The sequence below is a fragment of the Algiphilus aromaticivorans DG1253 genome (assembly GCF_000733765.1).
GTDB classification, from domain to species: domain Bacteria; phylum Pseudomonadota; class Gammaproteobacteria; order Nevskiales; family Nevskiaceae; genus Algiphilus; species Algiphilus aromaticivorans.
In genome coordinates this window covers 1,662,556-1,681,735 of the sequence record NZ_JPOG01000001.1, presented here as the reverse complement: position 1 = coordinate 1,681,735, position 19,180 = coordinate 1,662,556, and the positions used below count along the sequence as shown (strand labels likewise).

Annotated in this window: 19 protein-coding genes; 5 read left to right on the top strand and 14 right to left on the bottom strand. The window is 66.2% G+C overall.

The annotated features are described in order from the left end of the window. Window positions 1-62: 62 nt before the first annotated feature. The 11 genes from U743_RS07795 to gloB all read right to left on the bottom strand — a co-directional run bounded on the left by U743_RS07795 (window position 63) and on the right by gloB (window position 11,672). Window positions 63-860: an enoyl-ACP reductase FabI gene (locus U743_RS07795; RefSeq protein WP_043767080.1), complete on the bottom strand. Its 798-nt coding sequence runs from the start codon at window positions 858-860 to the stop codon at window positions 63-65. A 54-nt stretch (window positions 861-914) separates the two neighbouring features. Continuing rightward, on the bottom strand, window positions 915-1,868 hold the full coding sequence (locus U743_RS19060) for an AgmX/PglI C-terminal domain-containing protein (RefSeq protein WP_043767078.1): 954 nt from the start codon (window positions 1,866-1,868) through the stop codon (window positions 915-917). Beyond that, window positions 1,865-2,398, bottom strand: coding sequence for a biopolymer transporter ExbD (locus tag U743_RS07785; protein WP_043767075.1), 534 nt, complete (start codon window positions 2,396-2,398; stop codon window positions 1,865-1,867). Before U743_RS07785 ends, U743_RS19060 begins: the two co-directional genes overlap by 4 nt. Continuing rightward, the gene (locus tag U743_RS07780; protein WP_052367705.1) at window positions 2,395-2,883 is read right to left on the bottom strand and encodes an ExbD/TolR family protein; all 489 of its coding nucleotides are present in this window, start codon (window positions 2,881-2,883) and stop codon (window positions 2,395-2,397) included. Before U743_RS07780 ends, U743_RS07785 begins: the two co-directional genes overlap by 4 nt. Next, a complete protein-coding gene (locus tag U743_RS07775; RefSeq protein WP_043767072.1) occupies window positions 2,880-3,506 on the bottom strand; it encodes a MotA/TolQ/ExbB proton channel family protein in 627 nt (208 codons plus the stop codon). The genes U743_RS07780 and U743_RS07775 overlap by 4 nt, the downstream gene beginning before the upstream one ends. 49 nt (window positions 3,507-3,555) lie before the next feature. After that, the gene (locus U743_RS07770; protein ID WP_156966371.1) at window positions 3,556-3,912 is read right to left on the bottom strand and encodes a hypothetical protein; all 357 of its coding nucleotides are present in this window, start codon (window positions 3,910-3,912) and stop codon (window positions 3,556-3,558) included. Between the two features lie 35 nt (window positions 3,913-3,947). Beyond that, window positions 3,948-4,655 carry a tetratricopeptide repeat protein gene (locus U743_RS18045; protein WP_052367704.1) on the bottom strand — a complete coding sequence of 236 codons (708 nt, stop codon included), beginning with the start codon at window positions 4,653-4,655 and terminating at the stop codon, window positions 3,948-3,950. Next, the gene (locus U743_RS07760; protein WP_052367702.1) at window positions 4,639-7,458 is read right to left on the bottom strand and encodes a tetratricopeptide repeat protein; all 2,820 of its coding nucleotides are present in this window, start codon (window positions 7,456-7,458) and stop codon (window positions 4,639-4,641) included. The genes U743_RS18045 and U743_RS07760 overlap by 17 nt, the downstream gene beginning before the upstream one ends. Then, window positions 7,455-9,761: a tetratricopeptide repeat protein gene (locus tag U743_RS07755; protein ID WP_156966369.1), complete on the bottom strand. Its 2,307-nt coding sequence runs from the start codon at window positions 9,759-9,761 to the stop codon at window positions 7,455-7,457. Before U743_RS07755 ends, U743_RS07760 begins: the two co-directional genes overlap by 4 nt. A gap of 94 nt (window positions 9,762-9,855) precedes the next feature. Then, the gene (locus tag U743_RS07750; protein ID WP_052367700.1) at window positions 9,856-10,908 is read right to left on the bottom strand and encodes a transglycosylase SLT domain-containing protein; all 1,053 of its coding nucleotides are present in this window, start codon (window positions 10,906-10,908) and stop codon (window positions 9,856-9,858) included. Next, window positions 10,908-11,672, bottom strand: a complete 765-nt coding sequence (gene gloB, locus U743_RS07745) for a hydroxyacylglutathione hydrolase (protein WP_043767065.1) — start codon at window positions 11,670-11,672, stop codon at window positions 10,908-10,910. Before gloB ends, U743_RS07750 begins: the two co-directional genes overlap by 1 nt. 43 nt (window positions 11,673-11,715) lie before the next feature. Between gloB and U743_RS07740 the strand changes: the two genes are divergently transcribed. From U743_RS07740 to U743_RS07720, 4 genes are all read left to right on the top strand, one after another. Further along, complete coding sequence (locus tag U743_RS07740) at window positions 11,716-12,453, top strand: class I SAM-dependent methyltransferase (protein ID WP_052367699.1); 738 nt, start codon at window positions 11,716-11,718, stop codon at window positions 12,451-12,453. Beyond that, window positions 12,450-12,899 carry a ribonuclease HI gene (gene rnhA / locus U743_RS07735; RefSeq protein ID WP_043767062.1) on the top strand — a complete coding sequence of 150 codons (450 nt, stop codon included), beginning with the start codon at window positions 12,450-12,452 and terminating at the stop codon, window positions 12,897-12,899. Before U743_RS07740 ends, rnhA begins: the two co-directional genes overlap by 4 nt. Then, on the top strand, window positions 12,896-13,612 hold the full coding sequence (gene dnaQ / locus U743_RS07730; protein WP_043767059.1) for a DNA polymerase III subunit epsilon: 717 nt from the start codon (window positions 12,896-12,898) through the stop codon (window positions 13,610-13,612). Before rnhA ends, dnaQ begins: the two co-directional genes overlap by 4 nt. Window positions 13,613-14,107: 495 nt before the next feature. After that, window positions 14,108-15,246 (top strand): IS3 family transposase gene (locus U743_RS07720; protein WP_408607396.1). Its coding sequence is split into 2 segments (ribosomal slippage): window positions 14,108-14,363 and window positions 14,363-15,246, totalling 1,140 coding nucleotides; the frame shifts between segments, so codons are not numbered across the junction. 293 nt (window positions 15,247-15,539) lie between these two features. On the opposite strand, the gene U743_RS07715 is transcribed toward U743_RS07720, so the two are convergent. The 3 genes from U743_RS07715 to U743_RS07705 are packed head-to-tail and all read right to left on the bottom strand — an operon-like array spanning window position 15,540 to window position 17,840. After that, complete coding sequence (locus U743_RS07715) at window positions 15,540-16,430, bottom strand: carbon-nitrogen hydrolase (RefSeq protein ID WP_043767052.1); 891 nt, start codon at window positions 16,428-16,430, stop codon at window positions 15,540-15,542. A 4-nt stretch (window positions 16,431-16,434) separates the two neighbouring features. Then, on the bottom strand, window positions 16,435-17,445 hold the full coding sequence (locus U743_RS07710) for an agmatine deiminase family protein (protein ID WP_043767049.1): 1,011 nt from the start codon (window positions 17,443-17,445) through the stop codon (window positions 16,435-16,437). 35 nt (window positions 17,446-17,480) lie between these two features. After that, entirely contained in the window at window positions 17,481-17,840 is a 360-nt protein-coding gene (locus U743_RS07705; protein WP_043767046.1) for a hypothetical protein, read from the bottom strand. An 89-nt stretch (window positions 17,841-17,929) separates the two neighbouring features. On the opposite strand from U743_RS07705, the gene U743_RS07700 reads away from it, so the two are divergent. Beyond that, a complete protein-coding gene (locus U743_RS07700; RefSeq protein ID WP_232226744.1) occupies window positions 17,930-19,180 on the top strand; it encodes a lipoprotein-releasing ABC transporter permease subunit in 1,251 nt (416 codons plus the stop codon).

The following is a 19,180-nucleotide window of genomic DNA, read 5'->3' as shown; positions in this document are numbered from 1 at the left end:
CGTCTGCGTGCACAAAAGGATAATCCTTTTGATCTATGCAATCTGTGGATCAGGCCCGTTGGCTACTTCTCCTCGCCGCCGCTCTCGGTAAAGCCCATCATGCGGAAGCCAGCGTCGACATAGGTGACTTCGCCGGTGATACCTGAAGCGAGGTCCGAGCAGAGGAAGGCGGCGACGTTGCCGACTTCGTCGGCACTGACGTTGTGCTTCAGTGCCGACATGCCTTCGGCCTTGGAGAGCATGCTGCGGAAGCCGCTGATGCCGGCTGCGGCCAGCGTCTTGATCGGGCCCGCCGAGATGGCGTTGACGCGGATGCCCTCCGGCCCCAGATCGGCAGCCAGATAGCGCATGGTGGATTCCAGCGAGGCCTTGGCGGGGCCCATGACGTTGTAGCGCGGTACCGCGCGCTCGGCGCCGAGATAACTCAAGGTCAGCAGCGCGCCCTGGCGTCCCTGCATCAGAGGCAGCAGCGCGCGCGCCAGTGCCGCAAAGCTGTAGGCCGAGATGTCCTGAGCGACGCCGAAACCCTGCCGCGTGACGTTGTCCACGAAGCGTCCCTGCAGCTCATCGCGCGGCGCGAAGCCGATGGAATGCACGACGATGTCCAGGCCGCCGTGCCGCTCCTTGATGGCCGCGGCCAGTGCCTCGATATCGTCATCGCTGCTAACGTCGAGGGGATGGACGCTGTCGCTGCCCAGGCTGGCGGCGAACTCGGTAACGCGGGGAGCGAGCTTCTCGCCCTGGTAGCTGAAGATCAACTCCGCACCTTCGCGCCGCATCGCGCGTGCAATGCCGGCGGCAATGGAGCGCTCGCTCGCGAAGCCCGTAATGAGTGCCGTCTTGCCCTGCAGAAATGCCATGCCTGTTGTCTCCCTGAAATTGTGGCCGGCCGGCCCCGCGGATCGCTTCGCGGCTCAGCTCGGCATGAAGTACATCGGATAGGTCACCGTCACCGTGCCCACATCCTTGGCGCCGAAATTCAGCGTCCGTACGCGTGTCAGGATGCGGCTCTCCAGCCCGGGATTGTTGAGCTGGCTGTCGATGATCTCTACGTTCGTGACGCTGCCATTCGGGGCGATGGTCAGGCGCAGCGTGACCTTGCCGCGCAGCCCGGGATCCTGGCGCAGCGCCCGGCTGTAAAGGGTGTAGAAGCTACCCTTGTTGCGGTCAAAGACCAGCTCAATCTCATTCATGCTGCGGCCCGCTGCGCGCCGTTGGCCGCCTGCGCTGCTGCTCGCGCGCGGTTGGTTGGAGGACACGCGGCGGTCGACCTGCGTGCGCTCACGATCGCCCAGCTCGGTATTGCCGGCACGCGCGGTACGCGCGCCGCTGGCACCTTCCGAGCGCTCGCGCGCCGAATCGGCAACGGCCCCACCGCGGATGCCGCTGTCCTCAGCTCGCAGCACATCCTCGCTGCTACGCAGTGGTTGCTCCGAGTTGGCCAGACTGTCGTCGCGCAGATCGTCGAGCCCCTCGAAGTCGCTCGCAAAACGCCGACGCACTTCTTCGCGCGGGTCCGGCTCGGGCTCGGTGGCTTGCTCGGGTTCCGGCTCCGGCTCCGGCTCCGGCTCCGGCTCAGGTTCCGGTTCCGGTTCGGGTTCCGGCTCAGGTTCCGGTTCAGGCTCTTCCGCTTCGACGACCTCCGTCGGTTCCTCCTCAGGGACCGGCTCCTCCTGCTCAAGCAGACGGGCGAAACGCTGTGTGTCGTCCTCGCCCTCGTTGTCGTCGAGATTCGGGATCTGCAGAAAGGGAATGACGATCGACAGGATGAGGAAAGGCAGACTGAGCGCGAGCAGCACGCGCCGAAAGCGGCGATCGGCAGCTTCGGCATAGGGCGCGAGTTCGCTAGTGATGCCGTATAGCTTCACGATCCCCCCTGGCCGCCGCCCTGCGATTGCAGGACCGTGAGCGAGATGTTGGCGAAGTCGGCTTCAGTAGCTGTCTGCATCACGCGCTTGAGCGTCGCGAAGGGTGTGCCCTTGTCCGCCATGAGGTTGAGCTCGCCGCGGGTGCGGCGCTCGGTATCGTTCTCAATGGGTAGCAACTCGACTTCGCGCTGTAGCGCCACGCGCAGAGCGGGCAAGGCGCCCTTGTCGCCCTCATTGAGTTCGTCGAGTCGCGCGACCGACAGTGTGCGACCGGCATGCTGCAGCAGCACCTGTTCGCGCGTGACCATGACCACCGGGACTTCACGTCCGCGCTCTTCTGCGCTTGAGTTGGGCAGGGTCATCGCCTGCGGGGTGGGCAGAACCTCGACGGCCGCCGAGTTCACAAGCAGGAAGAAGACGAGGATCGTGAAGATATCCATCAGCGACACGAGGTTCAGCGTGCCGCCGCGCCGCTGCTCACTGGCTCTTCGCTCCAGGCGCTTGCCCCGAAAGCTCGTGCTGTTTCTCACGCCGGATCCTCGTGGCGCGCTTCGCCGATGGCGATGTCAGGGAACATGGCTTGCTCAGGGTCTTCGGGATCGATGCGAACCGCATCCATGACGCGAACCAGGTCCTCGTAGGGGACGCGGGGCTCGAGCAGCAGCGTGATGCTCTCCTCTTCGGGCATGCGGCTCTTGATCTCCGCGAGCAGTGTGGCGAGTGCTTCGGTGTCGACGCTGCCGTCGTCGAGTCGGTCGATGCGCTGCAATGGACCGCCGCCGTCGAGCACGACCACTGCGGCCTCGCGGATCTCGATACGCAGCCCCGGATCCGGCGGTGGCGTATCGGCTTCCTCGCTGGCGGGTTCCGGCAACGCGAGCTCAAGCACTGCCATCTGCGAAAAGACGGCAGTGATCAGCAGGAACGGCACGAGCACCACCATCAGATTCATGAAGGCGGTGATCTGCAGCTCCGACGTCGGCGAGCGCCGGCGCCTGTGCAGCCTCGATATCATCCGTGACGGTGCGACAAGGCGTTGACAAACTTCACCGAAGCCATTTCCAGGCTGTCGATGAGGTCATTGGTCTTCGTCGTCAGGAAGGTGTGCAGCAGCAGTAGCGGGATCGCCACCATCAGACCGAATGCGGTGGTGTTCATCGCGATGGAAATGGAGGCTGACAGAAGGTTGGCCTTCTCCGCCGGATCGACATTGGCCACGGCCGAGAAGCCCCGGATCAAGCCGATAATCGTTCCGAGCAGCCCGAGCAGGGTCGCGATATTGGCGAAGGTGGCGAGATAGTGCGTGCGCTTCTCCAGCAACGGTGTCACTTCGAGTAGCGACTCCTCCATCGCGCTTTCCATGTCCTGCCGGGATGTGCGTCCGTGGGCGCGTGCGAGGCCCAGCGCGAGCACTTTGCCTACCGCGCTGTCCGAACTGGCGGCCAGCTCACTGGCTTGCTCGACCTGCCCAGCGTCGACCTTCGCCTGCAATTCTTTCCACATCCGGCGGTTCTCACGCTGTGCGCGGGTCAGAAAGATCCAGCGCTCGATGGTGATGGAAAGCCCGAGTATCAGCACGATACCGATTGGATACATGAAGGGCCCGCCGCGACCCAGGAATTCGAGAATGGTGCTCATGTGATGTCTGCTCTCACCGGAATTGTGAATACGAAGAGGGGGTGGCGCGTCACGGTTGCGCGGTCTCGTTACGCCGTTGCGCGGCGCGGTGCCGGCTCAGCGCCTCGTGGTACTCCACGAAGCGGCGGAACTGTTTCTCATCAACGGCCTCCTGCGCGGCATCCACGAAGCGGGCAGGGCGGTCGAGCTGGGGGGTCGGCGAAGACGCGCGCCATGGAATGATGTACAGGCCGATCGGGGATTCGTTATCGCCGATGATGCTTGAGCCACCGCTGCCTTGGGGGGGCGTATCGACGGCTGGTTCGGCCCCGCTGTCGGACGGAGGCTCGAACTCGCCGGCGCTGGTGTCGAGGGCGGGGCCTTCATTCTGCGCGAAGGCGGTCGCAGCCAGCAGCATCGAGGCCAAGGCGGCGCTCAGCAGTTGGTGGATTCGTGGTTGCATCACGGTTCCTCGTTTGCGGAGGCGGTATCCGACGCATTCTGCGCGTCTGCGCCTGCCGGCGCGTCCTTGGATCGCCTACCTTCTTGTAGGCGTTCTTCCAGTTGCGCTATCCAGGGCAGGACGCGAAGCGCCTCGCCGTTACTGCTTTCGAAAGCAGCGCGATAGTGTCGGATAGCGGCCGGGAGGTCAGCAAGAACCTCCTCGTAGAGGCGCCCGAGGTTGATATGCGCGGCGGTGTAATCAGGCGCGCGCTCCAGGGCGCGCAGCCAGACCTGCTCGGCACTCTCGGGGCGGCGGTTCTCGCGGTGGCTGTGGGCGAGCCAGTTGCGTGCCACCAGATTGTCCGGATTGCGCCGGATGGCTTCCTCGAGCAGCGCCTGTGCCTGAGTGTGCCGCCCTTCGCGTGCCTGCAGGATGCCGAGGTTGGTAGGCGGTCCGGACGCTTCAGGCAGCTCCTGCATCAAGGATTCAAGGGCGCGTCGGGCCGCGTCGTTGCGCCCGCTGCGCAGGAAGCCGATAGCTTCGTCATAGCGTGACTCGACGGTTTCCGGAGCGTCACCCTCCGGGGAGGGACCACGGTCGATCGGCTCGGCGGGAACCATATCGTCGGCCGGCTCCGGCGCTGGCCCACGCTTCGGTCCGGTACCGCAAGCTGCCACGCCCATCGCCAACAGGGCGATGGTGAGTCCCTTAGCGCAGCGCGTCATAGTGATCCTCCAGGATAGGCTCCTCGCCATAACGGGCAGGCACCAACTCCTCCAGGGCACGCCAGGATGCCCGGATATCGGCATTCCAAGCTCCCTCGGGTATGCGGCGAAGGTTGGCTTCGTGCAGCGAAATGGCCTGCTCCTCAAGCGGGAAGGCCTGATCCTCTAGCAGTAGCGTGTACTCGTCGCGCTCGATACCGCTGAGCCCGGAGGGCGGGTCGGCCACCAGCAGCGCTTCGGCAAAGTCCTGGTAGACCCGTGCCAGCGCCAGCGTGGCTGCAGGGGTCACCGATTCGAAGCCGAAACTCGCGGCGCGATCCAGATGGTCGCGTGCTTCGCGAACCTTTTCCTGGCGCGCGGCAATGCTGTCTCGCAACGGCTGGCTGAGTTGGAGTTGTCGTGCTTCTTCGGCTGCGGCCCGTCCCAGCGCCAAGCGTGATTCGGCTGCCAATAGCTGCGCTTCGGCAGTGTTGCCGGAAGCGCCCGCAGCGCGTTGCAGCCAACGCCGGTGGGCAGCCGGGTCACGCCCCTCAGTCAGTGCAATGAGGCGGCGCAGCGCGCGTGTGGCACGCGCGCTCTGACGCTGTGGGGCCCCCATGTAGTTTTCGTAGGCCGCAACCGCTCTTCCGGATTGCCCGGCGTCATCGAAGAGCAAGGCGGCCTTCCAGGCGGCTTCTTCGCGGACTTCCGGGCTTTCACCCGCTCGTCCTGCGATACGGGCGTAGGCGTTGGCCGCGCGCGCCGGCTGCCCGGAAGCCTCATAGGCGGTGGCCAGACGCTTGTCGGCGTCCGGCGCGAGTTCGTGCTCCGGGTAGCGCGACTGGAAGCCTTCCAGCACACGTGCTGCGCCTTCCCAGTCCTCGAGTTCGGCGAGCAGCACGGCTGCGTCGTACTCTGCGTTGGGGCGGATCTCGGCGTCGGGTGTGATCTGGCCGATGCGCAGGTATTGGGCGACCGCTGCGCGCTTGTCGCCCTCCGTTTCCAGTGCCTCGCCCTGCCTGAAGATGCTGAGCGCGAGCTGGTCTGCGACACGCGTGCGCTCTTCACCGGAAGTCTCGCTCAGCATGCCCAGGAGATCGATGTAGGAGCTTTCTGCTGCGGTGAAGCGTTCCAGGGTGAATTCGGCGTCGGCCCGGACGGTGAGCGCGCTGCGCAGAAGTTTGGTCGGGACCCCGGTCTCGTTGAGAACACGCGAGGCGACGCTGATCGCGTTCTCGTAATCAGCGATGCGGTAGAGATCCTCTGCCGCGCGTGTCAGAACCGGCAGCCGTTGCGGATGCTCGGGGAAGCCTTCGGCGAAGCGGGTCGCTTCGCTTACTGCGCGGCGCAGTGCCTGGGTCCGATCGCCTTCTCCGATCGCCTCTACGGCCTCGTAGTAGGCGAGCACTGCGGCGTGACCGGCTTCACCGCTGCGCTCGTGCGACGGATAGTCATAGGCGCTGGCGTGGAAGGCTTCGGCTGCGGCCACGGTCTCGCCGCCGGCGAGCAATGTCTCCGCCATCAGGAAGTGCACCTCGGGGGCATCCTCGGCGTCCGGAAAGATGTCGAGGGTGCGCTGATACCAGCCGGCTGCGGTCAGGAAATCCTCCTTCGGAGCGGGCCATTCGGCGTCACGCGTGGATTCCTGGGCGCGGGCGTGGTAGTAGCTGGAGAGATCGTCGAGATAGTCGCGCAGCGTGGCGACGACGCCCTCGCTGGCAGCGTTATCGCCCCAGTAGTCGGCGGCCGGATCGTAGGTGTTGATATAGCGCTCCTGCTCGGCCAGGCGCAACGCTTCGAAGCCGCCGGCACGGTAGCTGTCAACGACATCCACCTGGAACTCGGGTGCCAGCTCGTGCTGCGAATAACGCGCGATGAACGCAGCGTAAGCATCGGCCGCATCCGTGTAGCGCTCACGGTCGAGGAGGAACTCGCCGAGCGCGGCGTAGATCAGCGGATAGAAGCGTGGCTCCTCACGACTGGCCATGACTTCGTTGGCGGCCTCGCCGCCACCCATGGCGCTCAGCGAGAGGCTGCTCAGACGAAGCACGTCGCGCACCAGATCGCGCTGAGCCTGCGGCACCTCGGCCAGAGTTGCCGCAGGCTCGTGCGGCTCGCCATCGGGAAGTTCGCGGTCGAGGATGCTGAAGATGACCTCCAGGGCATCCTCGTGGCGTCCCAGGTTGTAGAGCGTCCAGGCGTATTTGTATTGGCTCACCTCGAAGAAAGGCGTCTGCCCGGCGAGGCTGATGACCGCCTCGTACTCCTCGGCGGCTTCCGCGTGGCGGCGGCTTGAAAAGAGCAGTTCGGCGCGGCGGAAGCGGCCGTCGGCGGCGTAAGGGCTGTCGGGATGCTTCTCGATCAGATCGCGCAGAGTCGTGATCGCGGCATCGATTTCTCCAACGTTCTGCAGCGCCCGGGCCAACTGATAGCGCACTCGATCATTGCCCGGATCGTTCGGACGTTGGTCGAGCAGATTGCGGTAGAGCGCTATGGCCTCACGCACACGCCGATCGGATTGTGCGTCCGGATCGGTGTCCTCCATCATCAGCTGGAGATCCGCCATCCGACGCTGCGCTTCCGCACGCGTCGTTTCGTCGCCTGACAGTTCGAGAAGCTCGCGATAATTCTCGAGCGCCAGTTCTGGATTCGCCTCGACCGCCTGCGATTCCTCTACACGGATATCGCGCTCCTGCGGTGCTTCCTGTCGCTCGAGGTCACGAATGGTCTGTGGCTCGCGCTCGGCGCCGCCGCCGTATCCGCCGCAAGCGGCGAGGAAGATTGCGGGAACTGGGAACAGGCGATATAACGACTTTCGCATCATGGATTCGGGTTCCGGTCGTCGCGCAGGCGCCGGTCGTAGAGACGGGCTACGGCGAAACGGGCTTCGAGCAGATAGCGTTCCAGCACTTCGCGTTGCTCCTCGAGCTCTTCGATGGCCATGGCGCGTACGGCCTCGCTTTGCTCACGGGCGATGCGCTCCAGGCGCTGTTGTGCCGGCGCAAGATCGGACGCTGCGCGTGCATAGGCTTCACGGCGTCCATCGAAGTTTAGTGGTGGCGCGGCAGCCCGCAGCGGGATGTGCACGGGCGCTGCTTCAGCGGGGTCCCGGACGTCACGCATACGCAGGCGCATGTCGCTGCGCAGGCGCAGAGCGGGCAGGTCGCGACGATCGAGCATGCTGTAGCCGCCGCTGAGTATCTCGCTGTCCGGCGGCGCCGGCAGTGCAGACGCTGCCATGAAGATGTCGTCAACCTGGTTCCGGATCGCCTCCACGCGTTGCGCCAGCAGGCGCGCATCGCGGAAGTTCTTCAGCTGTTCCTGGAAGCGATGCTCGGCCAGCAGGCGATTCAGCCAATAGGTTTCGGGAAGATCGGGAAGATCGAGCAGCCGCCAGTTGTAACCGGACTGCGCAGAGGCATCGCGCCGCACGATGGTGTTCAGCATGAGCGCGCCTTCGACCGAGCGAATGCCCTGATCGATGCGCTTGCGCGCTTCCTCAAAGACGTCGATGGCCTTCTGGTAGCGCTGCATGGCCTGCTCGTAGTCGCCGAGGCGGTCGAGGGCGTAGGGGATCGCCAGCATGCCTTCCTGGACAGCGGCATCCATGGGGTCGCGCTTGACCAACTCGTTCCACACGACGAGCGCACGCAGCAAGGACTCTTCTTCGCTTTCGCCAAGGTTGTCCCGCCGGAAGGGGCGGTTGGCCAGCCGCTCGTAGATATCGGCCTCGAAAAAGCCCGGGCGAATAAGAACGCCTAGTGATGCGACGTCTCGGAAGCCTTCCGAGTCCTCGTCCTCAACCAGCGTCTGTCGATCCTGCCGGCTTCCGCGCGGCGCCAGCTCCGCCCATCCCATGCCGAGCAGGGCGCGGTTCGAGAAGGGGCCTTCGGTGCGTACACGCGAGAACAGAGGGCGCGCCGTGCCGCCCTGCTCGGCGCGCAGGAAGTGGTAGCCCAGGACTGTGTTGGCGCGGTCGCGTAACGCGCGCTCGGCGTCGTCGTTGATGCGCGTCCGAGAAATGGCATCCAGCGTGCTGCGTCCCTCATTGAGCTGCCCGTCGTTGAGTAGCGCGACGCCGAGGTTGTAGCGCATGAAAACGCTGTGATCGCTGCGATCAGCGCGCTCGCGCAGCACATCCGCAGCTTCGCCGTAGCGCCCCTGCGCCAACAGCACGCGGCTGGTGATGTCCTGCCAGCGGGTCATCTGCTCCGGTGCGATTTGGTTGCGGAGGTCGCGCAGACGCTCGACAGCCTCGAAAACGTAGCCGCGCTCGTACTCGAACTCTGCGAGGTCGAGCAGCGCTGCATTCAAGCGTTCGCGGTCGGTCGTGCGCTGGCCGAGCCTTCGGTAGGCGCGGCGCGCCTCGTCGTGCATGCCGAAATTGAGGTAGCTGCGTGCAAGCAGCCAGTCGAAGCTTTCCGGAAGGGCGGCGTCGCCGCTGCCGCTGTCGACTTGGCGCAGCTCGACGAGCGCGCCGAAGTTGCTACCGGTGCCATTGAGGAAGCGGGCGTGACCGAGCCTAGGGTCCTTCTCGCTGCCGGCGACAACACGATCGATGCCTTGCTTGCCGCTGGCGTCCCCGCGCGCATCGGGGGCGATCTGCCGATACTCGATCGGCTGTGGGCTGATGGCTACCGGCACGATGACGTCGAGTGCCTCTGGACCTTTCTCGAAGCGGCCCTGCAGCTCACCGGAAACCGGCTCGCCATCGCCGCCTCGGAGGGCGCGCGCGTTGTAGCGCACGCTGATCTCGTGATCGCCGCGCGGCAAGGCGACACGGAGAATGCGCTGCATCGCGCCGTCGGCGAGAGCGCGGGCTTCGGTCAGGCCGTAGTCCTGGCTGGCGACGGTGCGACCGTCGATGCGTACCTCCAGGGATTCCAGGATGAAGCCGCCGGAGCGCTTGTCCACATAGATGCTGGTGCGCGCATGGGGTGGGTAGCGCAGTGCGGTTTCCTGTTGCCGCAGCCCCGCTTCCTGCGCCAGAAGCGCGCTTTTGGCCTCGTTGAGCGAGCGGTCCAATTCGACGCGCGTGTCGCTATTTCCGGATGCCGCAAGGGGCAGCCAGAGGAGGGAGGACAGCATGAGCCGCGACAACAGGCCGGCGATGGGGCTTCGGGTCACTTCCGGTATGCCTTCGGTGCGGGAACGCAAGCGCAGGGAGTGTAGCAAAGCTTCTTTGCCTGACCGCCGATTGCGCGCAGTTATCAGGATTGGCCTACAGCTCGCGCCGGCCATCGCCGCTCGCGAGGGGTACGCGCAGCTCCATCCCGATGCGAATGCGGCTGTCCGGCAGTTCATTGAGTGAGCGAAGCTGGCTCGTGCTGGTGCCGTGGCGCAGCGCGATGTGCGAAAGCGTGTCACCACGGCGCACGCGGTAGGCGCCGAAGTCGACGAGCTGCGGTCCGTCCGTCTGGCTCAGATGCTCGCGCAGTCTCCTCTCCTGATGGGCAGGAATCCACAAGCGATGGGGCGCGCTGGAAGGCTGCTCGGAATGCGCCGGGTTGATGCTTTCCAGCTCTTGCCGGGACATCCGTCCGATGGCGGCAATCTCGGCGAGATCCACGGGCCGATCCAGGTGCACCAAGCGAATGAGGGAGCGCGCGGGCAGGGTGGGCAGGCGCACGCCGTGTGCCTCGGGTGCGCAGACCACGCGGGTCATCCCGAGCAGTCGGCGATAGTGCCGGGTCGTTTCGGGAGGCAACTGCAGTGCTTCTCGCCGCACATTGGCACCGGGGCTCGCCCCGACGGCGTGCAGGGCACGGACGATACGGCCCTCTCCGGCGTTGTAGGCGGCCAGCGCCAGCGGCCAGTCGCCGAAACGGCCGTGCAGATATTCCAGGTAGTCGAGCGCTGCGCGCGTGGCGTGCCCGACGTCGAGGCGCTGGTCGAGGCCGTCGTCGACGCGCAACCCGAAACGCCGGGCGGTCGACGGTATGAGCTGCCAGAGCCCTGCAGCCGCGCGATGGGACTCGGCGCGGGCCTGGAAGCCGCTCTCGATAGCCGGCAGCAACGCAATCTCGGCCGGCATGCCGCGCTGCTGCGTCTGCTGCAGTATCGGCCAGAACCAGGGCTCACCGCGGATCATCAGCTCGCGGAAATGAAGTGGCGAGCGCGCCAGAGCCTGCGCCGCGCCATCGACAGCGGGTGTCGTCTCAGAGGTCAGCGCCGTCTGCGCGCAGAAGCGCTCCCAAGCGTTGACCTCGCCGGCCTGAGCGGCGGATATTAGTAGCAGACCAGTCGCGGCGAGCGCGCCACGCAGGGCGCGCATCAGTATTGATCCTTCAGGGCACGCAGCGCGCTGAAGGTAGGCAAGCCCGGCGCGACCTTCTCGCCAAGCTGGCGCGAGACCGCCTCGGCCAGCTCGGGCTCCTCGCTGCGCAGAAAGGGGTTGGCCGCGCGCTGCTCACCGATGGTTGTCGGCAGAGTGGGGCGATGCTCGGCGCGGGCCGCGCGCGCGGCCTCCTCGATGGCCGTCAGGCGCGGGTTCTCCGGCTCAACGTGGCGCGCAAAGTCCAGATTCGCCAGCGTGTACTCGTGCGTGCAGTACACAAGGCTGTCGCCGTCAAGCGACGCCAGAGCCGCCAGGGAGTGCTGCATCTGCTCCGGGCTGCCTTCGAAGAGCCGGCCGCATCCCATGTGAAAGAGCGTGTCGCCACAGAAGACGCAGTCGTCACCGACGAATGCAATGTGGCCCAGCGTATGACCGGGGACCGCCATGACGCGGAAGGCATCGCCGAGCACCTCCAGCGTGTCGCCGTCCGCCAGCTGTCGATCCATGGGCGGGATGCGGTCGGCTTCCGCGGCTGGCCCGCATACGCGTGCGCCGGTCTCGGCGACGAGAGTGGCGACACCGCCTATATGGTCGGGGTGCCAGTGGGTGATCAGGATATCGGACAGCTGCACGCACTCGGCGGCGAGCCAGGCGCGCACGACGTCAGCGTCGCCCGGATCGACCACCGCGGCGTGGCCGTCACGGTGCCAGGCCCAGATGTAATTGTCCGTGAAGGCGGGGAGTGGAATGGCATCTTTCATACTAAGATGCTCAGCGATGCCTGCCTTCCGGTCAAACCCTGTCATGAATTCGCCGGCGGATACACCTGCCCAGCACCGCATTCAGGCGCGGCATCGGTGGCGCCATAGCCAGCGGCGCGAGGGCATCGAGGCGCTCGCCGAGACCCTGCTCAGCGAGGCGCTGGGCGATGTCTTCGGCCGCTGGTGCCTGCAGATCGGCGCCTGCCAGCGCAATCTCGGCGAGCGTGCCGGCACCTTGCGCCGCGTGGCATGTGCGCCCTGGAGCCGCAGCGACGGCGATCTGGTTGCGGACGAGTGCATGCTGCCCTTTGCCAGTGACAGCTGCGACGCCGTCATCCTCGCCTTTGCGCTAGAGTTCTCGACGCGGCCGCACCGGCTGGTGCGCGAAGCCGAGCGCGTGCTCAATGATCGCGGCGTGCTCGTCGTGCTCGGCCAATCGCCGCTGAGCGTCGCCGCCTGGCCGCGCCTGCTCGGCTTGTCCGGCCGGGCGTTGCCTCGCGGCGCGGGTCTGGTGCGGCCGGGGCGCTTGCAGGACTGGCTCGATCTGCTCGACTTCGAGGTCGAGAATCGACTCGGCTTCGCCACAGGATGGCCGTGGCGCGGGCAGGCGCGCTGGGCGCCCATGGTGCCGCTGGCGGACTGCTATGCCCTCGTGGCGCGCAAGCGCGTGGCACCCATAACACCGCAGCGCGTGCCGCAGAAGCGACTGCGTCCTGCTGCGGCGCCGGGTGGCGTCGTGGCCGGAAATTTCCGGAAGCGCTGGGAGCGCGAGACCTCTTGAAGACGGTAGAGATTCATACTGACGGCGCCTGCCGCGGCAACCCGGGGCCGGGTGGCTGGGGCGCACTGCTGCGCCACGGCGGCCGCGTGCGCGAGCTCAGCGGCGGCGAGGCCGACACCACCAACAACCGCATGGAACTGATGGCCGCCATCAGTGCGTTGGAGGCGCTGCGCGAGCCCTGCAGTGTCACCCTGCATACCGACTCCACCTATGTGCGCAACGGCATCACGCAGTGGATGGCGAACTGGCGTCGCCGCGGCTGGAAAACGTCCGACGGCAAGCCCGTGAAGAACCGCGAGCTTTGGCAGCGACTCGACGCCGCCGCGCAGCAGCATCAGATCGACTGGCGCTGGGTGCGCGGCCACGCCGGCGATCCCGGCAATGAGCGCGCGGATGCGCTGGCCAATCAAGGCCTTGAGGACGCCCAGTCCCGGAAGTCGGCATGAGTGAGCGGCAGATTGTTCTCGACACCGAGACCACCGGCCTGGAGCCTTCCGAGGGCCATCGCATCATCGAGATCGGCTGCGTCGTCATGGAGCAGCGCCGTGTCGTCGATCAATTGCATTGGTATCTGAACCCCGAGCGCGATATCGACGAGGGTGCTTTTGCCGTGCATGGCATCTCACGCGCCTTCCTCGCCGACAAGCCGCGCTTCGCCGAGCGCGCCGCCGAACTGCTCGATTTCCTGCGTGGTCACGAACTGTTGATCCACAACGCGGACTTCGACGTCGGTTTCCTCGATCACGAGCTGGCGCTGGCCGGCCTGTCTGAGCGCATTGGTGGACTGTGCACGGTCACCGATACCTGGGCGATGGCCAAACGCAAGCATCCCGGGCAGAAGAACAGCCTGGACGCGCTGTGCAAGCGCTACATGGTCGACAACTCCAACCGCGAGCTGCACGGCGCGCTGCTCGACGCGCAGCTGCTCGCCGAGGTCTATCTGGCGCTTACCGGCGGCCAGGAAAGCCTGGCGTTGCACGCCGACGGCGATCACGCCCACCCGACGCTGCCGCCGGCCGTGCAGGCCCTGGTGGCCGAGGCCGGATCGGGGCCGTTGCCGGTCATCGAAGCCAGCGAAGTTGAGCGTGCCGATCACGATGCGCGTCTGGGAGAGATTCGAGACAAGGCCGGGCATTGTCTCTGGACGGAGGCGGGCTGAGGGGCGGTCGACTCGCGGATTCACGCGAGGCCACGGTCACAAGTCGCACGGAGGTGGTTGCGCCTCGACTTCGTTTAAGGCATCGGGTGGCAATGGGATCTCTTCCTGCTCGGGGGTCCGCGCTTCATAGCTACTGAGCTATCGGATGTTGCCGCGCGACCGGCGCGGGTGAGCCCGACCGAAGCGCCGGTGGCGCTTCGCAGCGGGTGAACGCCCGGACATGGACGTCTGGGCCGAGTCACTTAGGTAGGTAGGAGTCGAGCTTAGTGACAGCGGCAGTTTGGGCAGTAACGCTTGTGCCGGATAGCTCTTGTGCTTCGAAGCGCGAAGTTCGCCGCAGTCACTAGGTGAGCTGGCCCCTTCTATCTCCGGACACGGTGTAGTGTTCCGATAAGTGATAGGACAAACACCGTGGATAAGACTAGTCATTACCGAGATGTGGATGTGGTGGGGCCGGAGCGGCGGCGACGCTGGACGCCGGCCGAGAAGGTCCGGATGGTGGAAGAAACCTACGAGCCGGGCACTTCGGTGTCCTACGTTGCGCGGCGCAACGGCGTGGCACCGAACCAGCTGTTCCGCTGGCGGCGGCTGCATCGCGACGGTGCCCTGACATCGGTGGGCAGCGGTGAGCAGGTCGTGCCGGCCACGGAGCTGGCCCAGGCGCAGAAGCAGATCCGGGAGCTGCAGCGGCTTCTGGGCAAGAAGACGCTGGAGACCGAGATCCTGAAAGAGGCCGTCGAGGTCGGCCAGAGAAAAAAGTACATATCGCGCTCGCCGTTGCTGCCACCCGACGATTCCCGGTGACGGCGGTGTGCGCGGCCATGGGCGTGGCGCGCTCGCATATCCACGATCGGCTCCACCGGCCGCCCGGCTGGCGGGATGGCCGGCGCAGGCGGGCATTGGATGACACAGCGGTGCTGGCCGAGATCAAGGTCGAGCTGCTGCGACGGCCCACCTACGGCTACCGCCGCATTCATGCGCGCCTGCAGCGCTGGCGTCGGGAAAGCGGGGCGCCGCCGGTCAACCACAAGCGCATTTACCGGGTCATGAAAGCCCATGACCTGCTCTTCGCCGAGCCGGAAAGCTATCGGCCGGGCCCCGTCCACGATGGGCGGATCATGACCGAGGCGAGCAACCAGCGCTGGTGCACCGACGGCTTTGAGTTCCGCTGCGATAACGGCGATCCGATCCGCGTGGCCTTCTCGCTGGACTGTTGCGACCGCGAAGCCATGAGCTGGGCGGCGACCACCCGGGGCGTCGACGAGCAGATGGTGCAGGACCTGATGCTCCAGGCCGTAGAACAGCGCTTCGGTTTGATCGATCAGCTGCCGACACCGATCGAATGGCTCTCCGACAACGGATCGCCCTTCGTCTCTCGCGAGACCCGCCGTTTCGCCCAGGACATCGGGTTGGTCACCTGCCGCACAGCCGTGCGCAGCCCACAGAGCAACGGCATGGCCGAAGCCTTCGTCAAAACCTTCAAGCGCGACTACGTGGACGTGCAGCCGAAGCCGGATGCCCAGAGCGTGTTACAAAGCATCGGCGCGTGGTTCGACGACTACAACGAAAATCACCCGCACAAGGCACTCAAATGGCGCTCGCCACGCGAGTTCCGCCGGCAGCAACGAAGTTAGGTGCCGTGTCCGGGGATATAGGGGCAACTACACTAGGCTCGGTCATCCGGACCTCGCCAAGTGACCCTGGCTGGGCCTTCCATGGCCCAGCCGTGATGCGCGCTGCGACTTGCCACCGGCAAGTCGGTCACGCATCACCCTGCGCGCGACGCCCGCCTCGGCCACCCTCAAGGGCACGTAGTTGGTCCGGCTCGTCGCTTCGCGACAACGCCTAATCAACTCTGACTTATCCGCGTCAACCGGTGAAATCTGCAGTTCTTGCGCTGGCCATCAAGGCTAGTGGAGGCGTGCTTTCAATCCCGCCAGCGCTTGACCAGATCGCCATAAGCGTCAATGCGCCGGTCGCGCAGGAAGGGCCACCAGCGCCGCACGCGCTCGGTGTTGGCGCGCTCGATCTCGGCCAGGTGCACGCCCGTTTTGGCGCCGGCCTCGGTGAGGATCTCGCCCTGCGGGCCGGCGATGAAGCTGTCGCCCCAGAAGTCGGCGCCGGCGTGCTGGCCGGCCGGGTCGGGCTCGAAGCCGCAGCGGTTGGCGACCGCTACCGGCAGGCCGTTGGCCACGGCGTGGGCGCGCTGGATGGTGCGCCAGGCCTCGCGTTGGCGCTGCTGTTCTTCCGGCGCGTCATCGGGATTCCAGCCGATGGCGGTGGGGTAGAGCAGGATCTCGGCGCCGGCCAGCGCCATCAGCCGCGCGGCTTCGGGGTACCACTGATCCCAGCAGACCAGCACGCCGAGGCGGCCGACCGCGGTATCGATGGGCTCGAAGCCGAGATCGCCGGGGGTGAAGTAGAACTTCTCGTAATAGCCCGGGTCGTCGGGGATGTGCATCTTGCGATAACGGCCGGCCAGCCGGCCATCCGCGTCCAGAACGACGGCGGTGTTGTGGTACAACCCCGGCGCGCGCTTCTCGAAGAGGCTGGCGACGACGACCACGCCCAGCTCGGCGGCCACGGCGCCGATGGCCTCGGTACCCGGCCCGGGAATCGCTTCGGCCAGATCGAAGCAGTCGGCGTCCTCCTGCTGGCAAAAGTAGCGCGAGCAGTGCAGCTCCGGCAGCAATACGAGCTGCGCGCCGCGCTTCGCCGCCTCGCGGATGCCGGCGATGGAGCGATCGAGATTGGTCGCCCGGTCGGGCTCGCAGGCGTGCTGGACGACGGCGATGCTGAGCGTGTCGGTGGCGGTCATGGTGCTAGAGGACCGGTATCTGCATGGTGGCGCAGTGCAGGCTGCCATTCTGCGTCACCAGCGTGCGGCAATCGACGCCGTGCACCTTGTGCGCTGGAAAAGCCTCGCGCAAACGCGCCAGCGCCTCGGTGTCGGCCGGATCGTCGTAGGTGGGCACCAGCACCTGCTCGTTGCTGATCAGGAAGTTGGCGTAACCGGCTGGCAGGCGGCGTCCGTCCGCGTCGTGCATGGGCGCCGGCAGCGGTAACGGAATCAGGAGATAGGGCGCCCCCTCGGCAGTTCGCAGCGCGCGCAGTTCGTCGGCGAGCGCCTGCAGCATGGCGTGCTGGGGATCGCCCGAATCTTCGCTGGCCTGATAGGCGATGGTTGTCGGATCGCAGAAGCGCGCCAGCGTGTCGATGTGACCGTCGGTGTCGTCGCCTTCGAGCTGGCCGGGGTCGAGCCAGAGCACGCGCTCGGCGCCCAGATAGCGCCGCAGCGCGGCCCCCATGTCGGCGCGTGTGGCGCCGGGATTGCGCGCGTCGTCGAGCAGGCAGCGCTCGGTGGTGAGAATCGTGCCCTGTCCATCGGATTCGATGGCGCCGCCCTCCAGCACCAGCGGCACGGCATCCACCACGCCGGGCAGCGCGCCGGCGGCGTGCAACGCGGCGGTTAGGGCATCGTCGGCAGTGGCCGGATACTTGCCGCCCCAGCCGTTGAAGCGGAAATCGCGGTGGATCAGTCGGCCGTCATCGATGACGGTGATCGGGCCGTGGTCGCGCGCCCAGATGTCGTTGCAGGGCAGGCGTAGAAGTCGCCGGCGGTCGGCCGGCACGCCGGCGGCATCGAGACCGGCTTCCAGGTCATCGTCGTCTTCGGGCGCGACGACGATTAGTGGTGTCGTCTCGGCAATGGCGGCGGCGATGGCGAGGAATTGCTTCTGAGCCGCTGCCAGATGCGGAGCGAAATCGGTGCCAGCGTGCGGCCAGGTGAGCTGGACGGCCTGCTGCGGCGCCCATTCGGCGGGAAGGTACATGGTGATTCGCTTGTGATGCGCGGGGCGCGCGCGGCTCAGTCGGCGGCGGGCAGCGTCTCGCTGGAGATTTCGAGGGATTCCTGGCCGCGCGTCGGCGCGGTCTGCCCGTCGCGGCGCACGGTGTTGATGACCCGGTCGCGCTCGAAGACCACGCTGAACTCGGAATAATCCCAGCGCGTGATCGGCGGTCGCTGGGGATGTCCGCCGCCGACCTGCGGATGGCGGGCCTGCGGGGTGCCGAAGCGCGCTTCCACCTGCTGCATCGTGCGCCCGCGCTCGGGGACTGAGATCGGCGACGACACTTGTTGCGGAATGTGCAAAACATCCGCGGCAGCGAAGCCCGGCAACAACAGCAGCGTGGCGATGGCGAGACAGCGAGGCAGGTTGACGACCATGTCCGGAGATCCGGCGAAGTGCCTGTGCAGCATAGCGCAGCACGCGCATGCCCGGCAGGCCAGCTGTGGTCTAATTTGCGGCCATGTCATTGCCTTCATTACCCGTCGAGCTGCTCATCGGCCTGCGCTATGTGCGCGCGAAGCGGCGAAATCACTTCATCGGCTTCATCTCGGTGGTCTCGATGCTGGGCATCGCAATCGGCGTGATGGCACTGATCGTGGTGCTTTCGGTGATGAACGGTTTCGAGCAGGAGCTGCGCAGCCGCATTCTCGGCATGGCGTCGCACGCCACCATCGCCGGCGACAACGGCGAGCTGCATGATTGGCAGCGGGTGGCCGACAGCGCGCGCGAGCATCCGGAAGTGCTGGCGGCGGCTCCCTATGTCGACGGCGAGGCCATGCTGCGCTCGGGACGGCGCACCAGCGGCACGCTGCTGCGCGGGGTGCTGCCCGAGATGGAGGACGACGTCTCGCGCATCGCCGAGTACGCGCGCAGTGGGTCGCTGGATACGCTGCAGCCCGGTGCCTTCAGCATCGTGCTCGGCAGCGAGTTGGCGCGCTCGCTCGGGGTGGGTATCGGCGATTCGGTCGATCTGATGATTCCGCAGGCCTCCGTATCGCCGGCTGGCGTCATGCCGCGTTTCCGGCGCTTCGAGGTGGCGGATGTTTTCGAGGTCGGCATGTACGAATTCGACCGCGGTCTGGTGCTGCTGCATCTGAACGACGCGCAGGCGCTGATGCGGATGCCGTCGACGGTATCCGGTGTGCGCTTGAAGCTGGATGATCTCTTCATGGCGCCGCGCGTGGTGCGCGAGGTTGTCGGCAATCTACCGGGGCGGTATCGCATCTCTGATTGGACTCGCGAGCACGCCAACTTCTTTCGCGCCATCCGTACCGAGAAGATCGTGATGTTCATCATCCTTTCGCTGATCGTCGGCGTGGCGGCCTTCAATATCGTCTCGACGCTGGTCATGGTGGTGCAGGACAAGCAGTCGGATATCGCCATCCTGCGCACTATCGGCGCGACGCCGCGCATGATTCTGCTGATTTTCCTCGTGCAGGGCATGCTGATCGGTGCCATCGGCACGCTGCTGGGGGTCGGCGGTGGCTTGGCGCTGGCGCTGAATATCGACGTGGTCGTGCCCTTCATCGAAGCGGCCACCGGCCAGCAGTTCCTTGCCCCGGACGTCTACTACATCAGCGATTTGCCCTCGGATGTGGAGTCCGGCGATGTCACGAAGATCGCCGGCCTAGCCTTCGGCCTGGCGCTCGTCTCCGGCCTTTATCCGGCTTGGCGCGCCTCGCGCACGATGCCGGCCGAAGCCCTGCGGCACGAATAG